The organism is Bacillus sp. FSL W7-1085, assembly GCF_038595035.1.
Lineage (GTDB): Bacteria > Bacillota > Bacilli > Bacillales > Bacillaceae > Bacillus > Bacillus altitudinis.
This window is the reverse complement of sequence record NZ_CP152000.1, coordinates 3,052,409-3,065,997: the sequence shown is the minus strand read 5'-3', so window position 1 is coordinate 3,065,997 and position 13,589 is coordinate 3,052,409. Positions and strand designations below refer to the sequence as shown.

General features: G+C 43.0%; 14 protein-coding genes. 12 read left to right on the top strand and 2 right to left on the bottom strand.

Features of this window, described 5'->3' with window-relative positions; genetic code table 11:
- Positions 1–62: 62 nt before the first annotated feature.
- From MKY11_RS16045 to pdxA, 5 genes are all read left to right on the top strand, one after another.
- Positions 63–1,466, top strand: coding sequence for a sodium:solute symporter family protein (locus MKY11_RS16045; protein WP_008347100.1), 1,404 nt, complete (start codon positions 63–65; stop codon positions 1,464–1,466).
- Positions 1,466–2,641 (top strand): exo-alpha-sialidase, encoded by a 1,176-nt coding sequence (locus tag MKY11_RS16040; RefSeq protein ID WP_160758009.1) that lies wholly within the window; start codon positions 1,466–1,468, stop codon positions 2,639–2,641. The genes MKY11_RS16045 and MKY11_RS16040 overlap by 1 nt, the downstream gene beginning before the upstream one ends.
- A gap of 147 nt (positions 2,642–2,788) precedes the next feature.
- Complete coding sequence (locus tag MKY11_RS16035; protein WP_342501596.1) at positions 2,789–4,573, top strand: PrpR N-terminal domain-containing protein; 1,785 nt, start codon at positions 2,789–2,791, stop codon at positions 4,571–4,573.
- A 25-nt stretch (positions 4,574–4,598) separates the two neighbouring features.
- Positions 4,599–5,945: a four-carbon acid sugar kinase family protein gene (locus tag MKY11_RS16030; RefSeq protein WP_138278990.1), complete on the top strand. Its 1,347-nt coding sequence runs from the start codon at positions 4,599–4,601 to the stop codon at positions 5,943–5,945.
- Entirely contained in the window at positions 5,921–6,925 is a 1,005-nt protein-coding gene (pdxA, locus tag MKY11_RS16025; RefSeq protein ID WP_138826415.1) for a 4-hydroxythreonine-4-phosphate dehydrogenase PdxA, read from the top strand. The genes MKY11_RS16030 and pdxA overlap by 25 nt, the downstream gene beginning before the upstream one ends.
- A gap of 36 nt (positions 6,926–6,961) precedes the next feature.
- On the opposite strand, the gene MKY11_RS16020 is transcribed toward pdxA, so the two are convergent.
- A complete protein-coding gene (locus tag MKY11_RS16020) occupies positions 6,962–7,708 on the bottom strand; it encodes a 3-oxoacyl-ACP reductase family protein (RefSeq protein ID WP_039168189.1) in 747 nt (248 codons plus the stop codon).
- 189 nt (positions 7,709–7,897) lie between these two features.
- On the opposite strand from MKY11_RS16020, the gene MKY11_RS16015 reads away from it, so the two are divergent.
- From MKY11_RS16015 to MKY11_RS15985, 7 genes are all read left to right on the top strand, one after another.
- The gene (locus MKY11_RS16015; RefSeq protein ID WP_138278988.1) at positions 7,898–8,467 is read left to right on the top strand and encodes a cob(I)yrinic acid a,c-diamide adenosyltransferase; all 570 of its coding nucleotides are present in this window, start codon (positions 7,898–7,900) and stop codon (positions 8,465–8,467) included.
- Between the two features lie 165 nt (positions 8,468–8,632).
- Positions 8,633–9,028: a hypothetical protein gene (locus tag MKY11_RS16010; RefSeq protein ID WP_024719792.1), complete on the top strand. Its 396-nt coding sequence runs from the start codon at positions 8,633–8,635 to the stop codon at positions 9,026–9,028.
- Between the two features lie 15 nt (positions 9,029–9,043).
- Positions 9,044–9,709 carry a PspA/IM30 family protein gene (locus tag MKY11_RS16005; protein WP_138278987.1) on the top strand — a complete coding sequence of 222 codons (666 nt, stop codon included), beginning with the start codon at positions 9,044–9,046 and terminating at the stop codon, positions 9,707–9,709.
- A 111-nt stretch (positions 9,710–9,820) separates the two neighbouring features.
- Complete coding sequence (locus MKY11_RS16000; RefSeq protein WP_039168176.1) at positions 9,821–10,690, top strand: DUF4097 domain-containing protein; 870 nt, start codon at positions 9,821–9,823, stop codon at positions 10,688–10,690.
- Positions 10,691–10,720: 30 nt separating this feature from the next.
- A complete protein-coding gene (gene liaF / locus MKY11_RS15995) occupies positions 10,721–11,485 on the top strand; it encodes a cell wall-active antibiotics response protein LiaF (protein ID WP_007500301.1) in 765 nt (254 codons plus the stop codon).
- Entirely contained in the window at positions 11,482–12,546 is a 1,065-nt protein-coding gene (gene liaS, locus MKY11_RS15990) for a two-component system sensor histidine kinase LiaS (RefSeq protein WP_007500303.1), read from the top strand. The genes liaF and liaS overlap by 4 nt, the downstream gene beginning before the upstream one ends.
- Complete coding sequence (locus MKY11_RS15985) at positions 12,543–13,178, top strand: response regulator transcription factor (protein WP_007500305.1); 636 nt, start codon at positions 12,543–12,545, stop codon at positions 13,176–13,178. Before liaS ends, MKY11_RS15985 begins: the two co-directional genes overlap by 4 nt.
- Positions 13,179–13,220: 42 nt before the next feature.
- Here the strand turns inward: MKY11_RS15985 and MKY11_RS15980 are convergent, their stop codons facing one another.
- Positions 13,221–13,589 carry a hypothetical protein gene (locus MKY11_RS15980; protein ID WP_007500307.1) on the bottom strand — a complete coding sequence of 123 codons (369 nt, stop codon included), beginning with the start codon at positions 13,587–13,589 and terminating at the stop codon, positions 13,221–13,223.

Below are 13,589 nucleotides of genomic sequence, written 5' to 3'. Positions count from 1 at the left end.
CGTCACTGGGATGGGACATAAGAAGTTGCTTCATACGGCTTGCACACAAAGGGGGATTTTAAGTGAATGTCTTAAGCAGTTCTGTCATCACATTTATTTTAATCGTCATTATTCTCTATATTCTGTTTACGACCTGGCTGACGATGCGTTTCCGCAGTAAGTCTAACTCAGAATTTAACAATGCCGCTAAGTCACTTCCAGCTATTGTGGTCGGTATTTTGTTAATGAGTGAATTCATTGGGACGAAGTCAACTGTCGGAACAGCTGAATCTGCTTTTACACATGGGCTTTCCGCTTCATGGTCTGTTATCACAGTTGCTATTGCCTTTTTTATTTTTTCCTTTTTCTTAGTGGGAAAGTTTTATCGAACAGGACAATACACGATTTCAGGTATTATTGATCAAAAATTTGGGAAATCAACAAAGCTTGTTGTCTCTGTCATTATGATTGCAGCCCTGCTCTTAGTGAATCTAGGAAACTATTTAAGTGGTTCAGCTGCCATTGCATCCATTCTTGGCCTTCCTTTAATGACCTGTGCCATCATCACGGCGGTTGTGAGTACATTTTATTTTACTTTCGGAGGAATGAAGGGGGTTGCATGGGTCACGATCCTTCATTCAATTGTGAAGTATGCGGGGATTTTAATTACACTAGGGGTAGCCCTTTATTTAACAAAAGGCTTTGAGCCAATGAAACAAACATTACCCGACCATTTCTTTACATGGGATGGGACCATCGGTTGGGGAACGATTGGAGCTTGGTTTATAGGAAACATGGGGGCCATTTTTGCGACGCAGTTTATCATTCAAGCGATCACCTCGTCGAAAAGTGAGCGAGAAGCGAAAAAATCGACCCTGTATGCAGCACTCCTTTGTTTGCCGCTTGCCATTGCGATCGGGATCATCGGTGTCTCAGCCCGTTATTTGTATCCAGACATTGACCCTATTTATGCTTTCCCTGTCTTTTTACAGCATATGAATCCGATTTTGAGCGCTATTGTGGCAACATCGCTTGTCGCATCCATTTTTGTTGGTGTCTCGACGGTTGCACTTGCTACAACCACGTTGATTATTGATGACTTTTATGTACCGAAAAAGAAACCATCACCAGAGCAGCGTATGAAGGTGACTCGGTATGTAGCTGTCATGGTTGGGATTGTGCCGCTTGTGGGGGTCGCACTTGCACCAGAGTTGCTGTCACTTTCCTTTTTTACACGAGCACTTCGAACATCGATTGCAGTTGTAGCAGCAATGGGCTTTTACTTGCCATACTTTAATTCAAATAGAGGAGCAACCATTGGTCTTGCCGCTTCAGGCATCGCCACGACGGTGTGGTATTTACTCGATAATCCATTTGGAATCGATAATATGTATGTGGCCATTATCATTCCTTTCCTAGTTCTGGTGATGGATCGATGGATCAGCCCGCCAGCTAAAAAGGATCAATCACTGAAAGGAGAATTATGATGACAAATGAAGACATCATGATCAAAGTAGATGGAAAATTGCGACAAAATGAACAAGACGCAGCAAGAAAAGAAGCCTTTCTACCAACAGATTGCGTGCAAAACCATGCGGCTAATCTCATCGAGCTGGATAATGGAGATTTGCTGTGTGTATGGTTTGGCGGTACGCAAGAAGGAATTCCTGATATCTCTATCTATATGTCAAGGCTCAAGCAAGGAAGTAATCAATGGACGAAGGCTGTGAAGCTGTCTGATGATTCTACACGATCTGAACAAAATCCAGTTCTTTTTCAAGAGAAAGATGGCAGGCTGTGGCTGCTTTATACAGCACAACTTTCTGGCAATCAAGATACAGCTCTTGTGAGATATCGTTTATCGGAGGATAGAGGAGAGACTTGGGGAGAGATTGGTACTTTATTTGATCAGCCGGGGACGTTTATACGACAGCCTATTGTTGTATTGGATAATGATGATTGGCTCCTTCCGGTGTTCTATTGTAAAACGATTCCTGGCGTAAAATGGACAGGAAACCGTGATGTCAGTGCTGTGAAGATTTCCTCAGATCAAGGGAAGACCTGGGAAGAGGTCACTGTGCCAAACAGTACTGGCTGTGTTCATATGAATATCGGAAAATGTGCGGATGGTTCCCTGCTTGCCCTCTTTAGAAGCCGGTTTGCTGATTCGATTTATATGAGCCGTTCAGTGGATCATGGACGGACATGGTCTGAGCCAAGAGCAACAGAGCTGCCAAACAATAACTCATCCATTCAATTTACGGTGCTCCATAATGGTCATCTTGCCCTCGTTTATAACCATATCAATGCGGATGATCAAACAGAAAGAAGAGCGTCCTTGTATGATGAGATTGAGGATGAAGGCGATACACGAACGGCTGTTGATACAGAGGCGCGTCCAGCCTTTTGGGGAACACCGCGTGCGCCAATGACACTTGCCATCTCGACGGATGATGGTGCGACATGGCCCGTCAGACGTAACCTTGAAATTGGCGATGGATATGCCATGACAAACAACTCAAAGGACAAATTGAATCGAGAGTATTCCTATCCATCCATCACAGAAGGAAAAGATGGTAGTCTGCACATTGCGTTTACTTTTTACCGGCAGGCCATCAAGTATGTGTGTGTGAAAGAAGAATGGACTCATCACACGTCTTAACCGCAAGGGATCAGTGTTTCCGTGAATTGTAACCCTCATTTTCTTCATTTATAATTGATGTTTGGAGGGTTGTCTCAATTTGCTAACATTTGGACTCCCTCAACGTATGTCTCACGATGAAGAGATAAAAAATGGGGGGTCCTTTTCATGAGTATAAAAGTATTAGGTATTGCGCCGTATAAAGGATTAGGCGATGTATTAATCGACCTTGCCAAAGACGAAAAAAGCATCACATTCCAGCTTGAAGTCGGAGATCTTAGGTCTGGTGTTGCACTGGCAGAACAGGCCGAGGCTCAAGGAATGGATATTATTATGAGCCGCGGGGGGACAGCTGCGCTTATTCAAAAACACGTCAACATTCCAGTGGTGGATATCCCTGTGTCAGGCTACGACTTGCTTCGTGCCCTCACGCTGATTAAAGATTACCAAGGGAAAAAAGCAGTTGTTGGATTTGAAAATATTACACAAGGTGTACGCACCATCGGAGAGTTATACGGGATCAAAATTGATATTTATACGATACAGCAAGAGGAAGAAGTGTGGGATCTTTTACAGCAGTTACAGGAACAAGGGACACAGGTTGTGCTGGGGGATGTGATTACAGATAAAGCGGCCAAGGAGTTGGGGATGCAAAGCATGCTCATTACCTCAGGACGTGAATCTGTCAAAGAAGCGTTTCATCAAGCAAAACAAATGTACCGTTTATATAAAGAGGCGACAGCTGAGCAGCGCCTCTTTCGTGAAATGATTGATCAGGAGTCAAAAGGGATGCTGATCATTGATCAGCACAATCAGCTTTATTTTATCAATCAACAAATGAAAGAATGGACAGAAAAAGGGTTATTTGCACCGTTTACGTCTCATGTTGATGTGATGGCTTGGTGCCCGGCGCTTGAACCAGCAGTAAAAGCGGTTCGAGAAGGAAAACAAAATGGATATTCTCAAATCTCCTTTCAGCAGCAAGTGTGGCATGTCAAAGGAAGCTTATTATCTAAAGGTGAGCTGCTTTTGACGATTGAGAAGCCTTCTGCTGTGATTAATAGGGAGGGGCAGCGTATATGGACGCTGGCTGCACCTGTTCATTCAGCACATCCATTTGCTCTTTTTACTGAGCAGAGTTCAAATATGAAAGATGTGATTAAAAGGGCAAAGGCGTTCAGCCAAACAGATCGATCGATTTGTCTCTATGGTGAACAAGGAACTGGTAAATCCATCCTTGCTTTTGCTATTCACCAAATGAGCGAGAGGAAAAATGAGAGCTTTATGACGGTGCATTGCAGCCGTTTGGCTGAATTAGATGATGTAAACATAATTCCGGTGCATCAAAAAGGGACGATCTTTCTGAAGGATATTGATCGTGTCCCAATGGCTATGCAGCCCCTCATGGCCGAGCAGCTTATTCATCATCAGCAGAACATTCGCTGGATGGCTGCATCTACAGTTGATTTGTTCAAATTGATGCAATCTGGGGCGTTTCATGAAGACCTATATACGTGTTTGCAGGAGCTCGTCATTCATGTCCCGCCGTTATCTGAACGGGCAGAAGATATTGAGGATATGAGCCGGTTATTTATAGCTGAATTAAATTCTCTTTATGGGACGCAGGTTGTTGGGCTGTCAGCAGAAGTGATTGCCGCCTTTCAAAACGAGCGATTTAGAGAAAATGTCCGGCAGTTCAAGCGGATTATGGAAGAACTGGTGCTGACAACAAAAAGTGGATATATCACGTTGAGTAAAGCAAAGCCGGCAATTGAGCAACTTGCTTCTGAGAATGAAGAAAAACAGCTGTCCAGCTATTTACATGGCACGCTTGACGAGATTGAAAGACGAATCATTCGGACGGTGCTGGAAGAAGAAAATATGAATCAATCAAAAGCAGCAAAGCGGCTAAATATTAACCGCACGACGCTGTGGAGAAAGCTAAAGGAATAATATGTAATGAGACCGAGGTGTCTAAATGACAAACGATCTATTAAAAAAAGGAGCGAACTTAGAGCAAAAGGTGATCATTGTGGCTGATGATTTAACAGGCGCAAGTGATACAGGTGTTCAATTTGTGAAGGCCGGTTTAAAAGCCTCTGTGCTGTTCCAGCCGTCACTTGAGGATATGAGCCGGTACAAGGAGGAAGATGTACTGATTGTCGATACAGACTCACGAAGTATGTCTTCTGAAAGAGCGTATAATGAGGTCAGTCAAGTGATTCAGCCGTTTCTACAAGGGGATTCGCACCTTTTCTTTAAAAAAATAGATTCAACGTTAAGAGGAAATATAGGAGTAGAGCTTCAGGCACTAATGGATCTTGGCCGGTTTGATGCGGCAGTCATTGCCCCCGCTTACCCTGATGCGAATAGATCTACGGCCTATGGGATTCATTATGTGGAGGGTGTGCCTGTTCATCTATCAGAAGCAGCGAAGGACCCAAAAACGCCTGTCCTGACATCCAGTATTTCAGACTTAATTGACGAGCAGACAAACATCAAGCCAAAACATCTTTCGCAGCAAGCGGTCTATTCAGAGCTAAACGAAACGAGTCATGACATTTCATCTTTATTAAAACATGGTCATCAATGGTTTGTGTGTGATGCAGAAACGAACAATGATTTAACACAGATCGTTGATTTGTTTATGAAGATCAATCAAAGAGTGCTTTGGGTCGGGTCAGCCGGACTCGCTGGCGCATTATCATCCTATGTCGCGAAACACTGCAATCTTTCTCATGCAAAAAAGCATGAATCTGTTCTCATCGTTTCAGGAAGTGCTTCTCAAAAAACAAATGAGCAGTTTGCTTTTTTAAGAGAAAAACACGATTGTCTCGAGGTGAAAGTGAACCCGTTGAATGTATTAAACGGCCGTGAAGCATGGGAAAGGAAATCAGTCATGGATCAGCTGCTCATGCGTCAGGATGAAGATATTCTCCTTTATACAGACGCAAGGCCAGAAATGGTTGAACAGATGTTGGCATACGGTGAAGCGAATGGCATGACAAGACAAGAAGTAGGAAGTACCTTATCTGTCTGTCTTGGTAAGATCACAAAAGACATTGTTGAATTAACAGGGATGAAACGCCTTTTTTTAACTGGTGGAGATACGGCGCGTGCGATATGCCATGAGCTTGGAGCAGGCGGGATTCAGCTGTTGAAAGAAATTGAACCCGGCATCCCGCTTGGGCGGCTCGTTGATACGAGTGTATATGCGGTCACAAAAGCAGGGGCATATGGTCAAAAAGATTCTGTGCTCCATGCGGTTGAAGTGTTGAAAAACATAGAGGGGGTAGACGAATGGCAAAACCAATCATTGCTGTAACGATGGGAGATGCTTCTGGGGTTGGTCCTGAAATTATTTTAAAAGCCTTCCAGCAAAGCCGTTTACATGAAGAAGCCGTTCTATTTGTCATTGGAGACACCCATATATTAAATAGGGCGAAAGATTTTGTGAATACAGATGTGGAGATCGTCAGTATTAAAGAACCGGAGGAAGCGGAACAAGTAAAATCTGGTGCCGTTCCTTGTCTTGATCTTCATCTATTAACAAGCGATATTCCAGTAGGAGAGATTTCAAAAGAAGCAGGGAATGCCGCTTTTCGATATCTTGAAAAAGCCATTACACTTGCGAATGACCGTAGAATTGACGGCATTTGTACAGCACCGTTAAACAAGGAAGCACTTCATAAGGCTGGTCATATGTATCCAGGGCATACAGAAATTTTAGCTGACCTGACAGGTACGGACGATTATGCCATGATGCTGGCAGCTCCTAATTTAAAAGTGGTGCATGTGACGACACATATCGGATTAATGGATGCCATCTTAAAAATCAATCCTGAGCGTGTATACACAACGATTAAACTGGCTCATGATACCCTCGTTCGATCTGGTATCCCTGCACCTAGAATTGCTGTGTGCGGGATTAATCCGCATGCCGGGGAGAATGGTCTGTTTGGAAACGGAGAAGAAGAGGAGAAGATCATTCCAGCGGTAGAACGAGCACAGGATGAAGGGGTTCAAGTATTTGGCCCGCTACCAGCTGATACACTGTTCTTTAGGGCGACAAGAGGCGACTTTGATATCGTTGTGGCGATGTATCATGATCAAGGGCATGGGCCAATCAAGGTGCTTGGCTTAGAATCAGGCGTGAACATTACAGTTGGATTGCCTATAATCCGTACAAGTGTCGATCATGGGACAGCATTTGATATTGCAGGAACAGGAAAGGCTGATTCTGCGAGTATGGAAGAAGCTATTCGGCAGGCAATCATGCTTTCTGGTACGAGAGAGAACCGATAGTAAAAGAGAAAGAGCCATCCAATGGAGGCTCTTTCTTTAGTTCATATACGTTCCGCCATTCATGTTGATGGTTTCCCCTGTGATAAAATCTGATTGATCAGAGGCTAAAAAGGTAACGGCGTTTGCGACTTGCTGCGGTGTTCCAATTGTTTTCAGAGGAATTCTTTCTAAAACAGATCTACGGTATTCATCACTCCACTGTTTGCTCATGTCTGTCTCAATTGGCCCAGGACAGACAGCATTTACATGAATGTGATGTGCTGCTAATTCTTTGGCAAGATGCATCGTTAAGTAATTGATCCCTGCCTTTGAAACGCCGTAAGCGGGTGATGCATTGTGATGAGGGGTTTTGCCAGTAGTTGAACTCATGTTGACAATCTTCCCGCCTTGCTGTTTGATCATGTCAGGAATGACTGCTTGACACATGAGAAACGTACCCGTCAAATTAATATCAATTAGTCTTTTCCATTCATCAACAGATGTATCGACTGTTGATTTCCGCAAATTGATCCCAGCATTGTTGACCAATATATCAATCTGTCCAAAATGGTTTTTTGCCTTCTCAACGAGGGAGGCAGCTGTCGCTGGTAAACTAGCATCACCAGCGACAGAAACAGCGCGTGTCTCTTTTTTATTCAGAGAGGAGCAAACGTCTTGCAATAGCACTTCATTCGTTCCGTTCAGCACCACTTTAGCTCCTTCAGAGACAAATGCCTCCGCAATGGCGCGGCCAATCCCTCTGCTTGCACCTGTAATGATGGCTACTTTGTTTTGTAAAGTCATCTATCATCCCACCCATCTGTCATAATTAAAAAGCGCTTTCATTTATTATAAAATGTGATGTTTCATCATTCAACATATAAAGTGGAAATGAAGAGGTTTTGAATAAAAGTGTTTCATAATAAAACAAATACATCTTTTCCACTTCAGGGTATACTAAAAGGAACAAGCAATGGATAAGGGGGAACCTCAATGAAACTTTATACAAAAACCGGAGATCAAGGTCAAACAGGCTTGATTGGCGGGCGGGCTGATAAAGATGACGCAAGGGTAGAAGCGTACGGTACATTAGATGAGGCGAATAGTTTGATTGGACTAGCCCATGCAAACTTAAGGCAGCATGGCGAATTGTTTCAAGATATTCTGTCTGAGCTGATGGTCATTCAGCATGAACTGTTTGACTGCGGCGGTGATTTAGCAGCGGTGAAACCACCTAAAGAAGGCAAGTTAAAAGAAGAATCTGTCACAGTCCTTGAAAAGCGAATGGACGTGTATGTAGAAGAAGCCGCGCCGCTGACTAAATTTATTTTACCTGGCGGCCAGGAAGGTGCTGCCCTCTTACACGTAGCGCGAACAGTCGTCAGGAGAGCCGAGCGGCATATTGTGACACTCGCAAAGCAGGAGGAAATTTCAGCAGTTACGCTCACATATGTGAACCGTCTATCCGATTATTTATTTGCTGCCGCCCGTATTGTGAATCATCGGCTCGGTGAAGCAGATGTTGAATATGAACGAAGTGCAGATGTGTTTCGTTCTAAATGAGGAAAAGCACTCTTCTAGTCGAAGAGTGCTTTTTCTATGGATTCAACCGTTCAGTCTGAGCCATGTTACGACTCTGGTCGCAATCAAAGATCAATCTACGACACGTTTTGTCGGCTTCCTTTTTTGACTATAGTTAAAGCAAGGAGCAAGAAAGGAGGCATGAAGATGAAAATCACAAGTAAAACCATCATCGGTTCAATCCTGATGTTTATCGGTTTATCCATCTTCTTTGGTGGTTCATTGGGCGGGCTGATCCCGACTTTGATTGGGGCGTGGCTCATTTATGTAGGTGTCAAAAAATATGATAAAGGCAGTAAAACAACAGGGGTCATACTCTCTATTATCGGTGTATTGCTCGTCGCACAGTCACTGCCATTTTTACTCGGAATCGCATTTGCTGGAGTACTTCTCTACTTTGGTTGGAAGATGATCAATGGTGAATCTGCAAAGGAATCATCCGGCAGAACAACATATATGGAGCCAAACACGGCACCGAACATGGAAGAATCTATGCACACGTCATTTGATCAAGAATGGGAAGACTTTTTAAAGAAAAAATAAAGGGAGGAATATGAAATGGTATTAAGAAGAGTACGTGATATGTTTGTTGCAACAGTCAATGAAGGCTTAGATAAATTGGAGAATCCGCGTGTCATGCTGAATCAATATGTTCGTGATATGGAGGACGATATTGCCAAAGCGAAGCATGCGATTATCAAACAGCAAACCATTCAGCAAGGTTTCTTGAGAAAAGCAGAAGAAACAGAAGCATTTGCTGATAAGCGAAAGAAACAGGCGGAGCTGGCGTTTCATGCAGGAGAAGAAGAACTTGCACGGAAAGCACTGACTGAAATGAAGTATTTTGAAGAAAAGCACAACGAATATCAAGAAGCCTATCAGCAATCTGTTAAACAGCTGAAAGAGCTGAAAGAACAGTTGCAGCATCTAGAAACAAAGCTGCGTGATGTTAAAGACAAGAAGCAAGCGCTGATTGCAAGAGCCAATGCCGCACAGGCAAAGCAGCATATGAATGAATCTATGAATAAGGTTGATAGTGAAAGTGCTTATAAAGAATTTCTACGCATGGAGAACCGTATAGAGGAAATGGAGACAAAAGCGGGTAGCTATGCACAATTTGCCGATCAGGGTGCTTATGCTCATCTTGATTACGCTGATGAGGTTGAAAAGGAATGGCAAAAGCTTAAGCGATCAAAGCAGCTTGAGAAACAGCCGACAAACTAATGGAAATGTGTCAAAACGGAAGAAAAACAGGATTTTTCTTCCGTTATTTGATTTCTTTCTGTTTCGCTTTTCCTTATAATAAAAAGGTCAAAGGATAAAGGGATGATATAAATGAAACGGTTCATTGGTCTAATTTGTATACTTGTTGGTGTTTTTTTGATGATTGGGATGCTTTTCAAAAATGGAGATCTCTTTCATTTGAGCTTTTCTCGTGATAAAGCGGTCACAACAGCTTCAGCGAAAAAGGATGAGGTTGAACAATTAGATATCTCTCTTTCTGGATTTCGCATCAAGGTGAAGCCGGAAGATCGTTCGGATATTTCTGTGATGGTTGTGAATGGAAAAGGGAAAATGTATGCGGAACAAACAGGCGGAACATTCAAAGTCCGTGCTGAAAATAAAGGATTTTTGTTTTTCTCTGCATTTGAAAAAGGAGAACTCTTAGTCAAAATTCCAACAGATTATCATAAAGATGTGAAAATAACAGGTGGAATCGGCGTGAGCGAAGTAAATGGCGAAGGAAAGCTGTCTCTTCAAGATGTGACGCTCAAATCAACGAGCGGAAACCTCACAGCTGAGAACTTCTCAGCAAATCGTGTGGAAATCAAAGCGACTTCTGGCAGACTTTCGGTGTCTCATATTGATGCGAAGGAAAGTGATATTGGTGCCACTTCTGGTCGTGCTGATATTCAAGATGTAAAAGGAAAGCTGCAATTAGGCATGACAAGCGGCAGGCTGACAGCAAGCTTTGATACAATTGATTCACCAGTCGACTTTCACATGACATCAGGCAGTGCGAAATTTAACTTGCCAGATGAGGGAGATTTCAAAGTCCAAGTGAAAAAAACGAGTGGACGTATTGATCATTCGTATGATTTTGACCAAGCGGACAGTGAAGGCCGAGGTTTTACAGGCACGCATGGGAAAGGGACACACTTAGTCGATATTGAGATGACAAGCGGAAGCTTAAAATTGCGGTAAACAAACGTAAAAAGGAAGGAGGCGAGTCAACTGCGTTTTTCTAGAAATCAAATTTTAGGCATCATTGTGGTGATTTTTGGTATAAATCTTTTTCTCAAAATTATTGGGATTGGGGCAGACTTATTTTGGCCAGTGTTTTTTGCTCTAGCTGGTTATTGGCTGCACTCTCGATCTAAACGTTGGCTCGGTTCGGTTTCCTATATTTTTGCAGGCTTTCTCTTCTTGAAGTTTCTACTAAATATCACGTTTAGTTTGACTGGGTATTTATTTGCTGCCTTTTTGATCTATGCGGGCTATCGTTTATTGAAAAACAAACCTGTTTTTGATGTCGATAAAAAGGAATCATCAGACGATGGAAAGCCTTCACTGAAAGTCAATCTTGAAAAAGAGGGCGATCAGAAGAAAACAAAAAGCCAGACAAAGCCGCGCAAAGAACATGATTTCTTCATCGGTGAAGTCAGGCTGATGAAAAAACCATTTCAATTAAGCGATTTGACCATTTCAGGTTTTATTGGCGATGTCAAAATCGATTTATCAAAGGCCATCATTGCAGAGGAAGAAAGCACCATCGTCATTAGCGGGCTCATCGGAGATGTCGATATTTACGTACCGCAGGATATTGAAGTGTGTGTGAGTGCTTCGGCTGCAATTGGTGATATGAAAATCATTGATGAAAAAAGAAGCGGGTTCGGCAGTAAAGTGTATGTCATGACAAATGATTATGATGAGAGCAAGCGAAAAGTGAAAATCTCCATTTCTCTCCTGATTGGGGATGTGGATGTGAGGTACTTATGAGGAAACTGCATTTAGGCATCCAGTGGCAATCTGTTCGTCTTGCAGTCGGTATCTCGCTTGGTGTTGTCATCATGACGACACTCCCGATGTTTTTTTATTACCAGCTTGATCCCATGATTTTGCTGTCTACGCGGTGGTTCGGCATCCCGTTTTTTTGTATTTTACTCATTATTAGTCTCGCCATTGGTGTATCAGCGGGGCATGTGTTTGGCTATCAGCATAAGAAGCGGCTGGATCAGCTTGTAGAGTCGATTTTGAAGTTTGAAAATGGGAATTTTGCCTATAGACTGCCTTCTCTAGGTGATGATGAAATTGGTTTGGCGGCAGATCAATTAAATGAAATGGCGAAACGAGTGGAAGGGCAAGTAGCCTCCTTACAAAAGCTCTCAAATGAGCGAGCTGAATGGCAGGTTCAAATGAAAAAATCGGTTGTCTCAGAAGAGCGTCAGCGTCTAGCGCGTGAGCTGCATGATGCAGTCAGCCAGCAGCTATTCGCCATTTCGATGATGACGTCTGCGATTCTTGAGGGGATGAAGGAAAAGGATGAAAAGATTTTAAAGCAAATGCGTCTTGTGGAACGAATGGCTGGCGATGCACAAAATGAGATGCGTGCACTCCTTCTGCATTTAAGACCGATCACCCTTGAAGGAAAAGACTTGAAAAAAGGCTTGATTGAGCTACTCAATGAATTTCAGGCAAAGCAGCCAATTGATATTGATTGGGAAATAGAAGATGATGCTCCGCTGTCTAAAGGGGTGGAGGACCATCTGTTCCGAATTGTGCAAGAAGCCCTTTCCAATGTGTTTAGGCATGCAAAGGCGACAAAGGTGACAGTACGTCTGCTTATTCGGAACCGTCAAGTTCAGTTGAAAATTATCGACAACGGGATTGGTTTTCAAACAGATCATGTGAAGACTGCTTCCTACGGACTTGAATCGATACGAGAAAGAACAAGTGAAGTAGGCGGTGTCGCAGAGATTATGTCATTTGAGGGAAAAGGCACACAAATTGATGTGAAGGTTCCCATTTTTGATGAAGGAAAAGGAGAGAACGTTCGATGATTCGAGTGCTTTTAATTGACGATCACGAAATGGTGAGAATGGGTCTTGCTGCTTTTTTAGAGGCACAGGCGGATATTGAAGTCATCGGTGAAGCGTCAGATGGACAAAAAGGTGTAGAACTAGCGGTTGAATTAAAGCCAGACGTGATTTTAATGGACCTTGTCATGGAAGGCATGGATGGCATCGAAGCAACGAAAAGAATTTGTCAGGAAATAGAGGATGCCCGGATTATTGTACTGACGAGCTTTATTGATGATGATAAAGTGTATCCAGTTATTGAGGCTGGTGCATTAAGCTATCTTTTAAAAACATCGAAAGCAGGAGAAATTGCTGATGCCATCAGGTCTGCGAGTATCGGCGAACCAAGACTTGAATCAAAAGTAGCTGGAAAGGTCATGAACAAACTCCGCCATTCATCAAATGGGTCCATTTTGCACGATTCTTTAACCGCAAGAGAGATGGAAATATTAAAGCTGATTGCCGATGGGAAATCGAATAAGGTCATTGCTGAGGAATTGTTTATTACCATCAAAACAGTCAAGACGCATATTACCAACATTCTTTCCAAGCTTGATGTAGAAGACCGCACACAAGCAGCCGTGTATGCACATCGCCATAAGCTGATTCAATAAAAAAACAGCTTTCAAATGAAAGCTGCTGGAACATGCGCAAAATTAGTCCTTCTGTCCTGTGATTGGACGTTCGGATAGTTGATGGAGCTCAGGAACTGGAAAAGCCTCCTGCTCCTCGGCCGATTTGTCTTCTAGGGTTTTCTTCATCTCGGAAAGCAGTTTGACGCTTTCCTTTGCCACTGCCGCTTTTTTCTCTTGCAAATCAATGATCTGTGAAAGTCCAACAAATAAACCGCCTCCAATCAGAAGGAGCGCAGGGGTTTGTCCATAATAAATCACGATCAAAAATGTGCTTGAAAAGCTGTCGGCTTCAATGAAGAAATCTTCTTTTGATTGCATGAATACCACGACTAACAGAAGTATTCCTAGAATCAAAAATAGAATGCCGGCCGAAAGTAAAGCTCGTTTCAT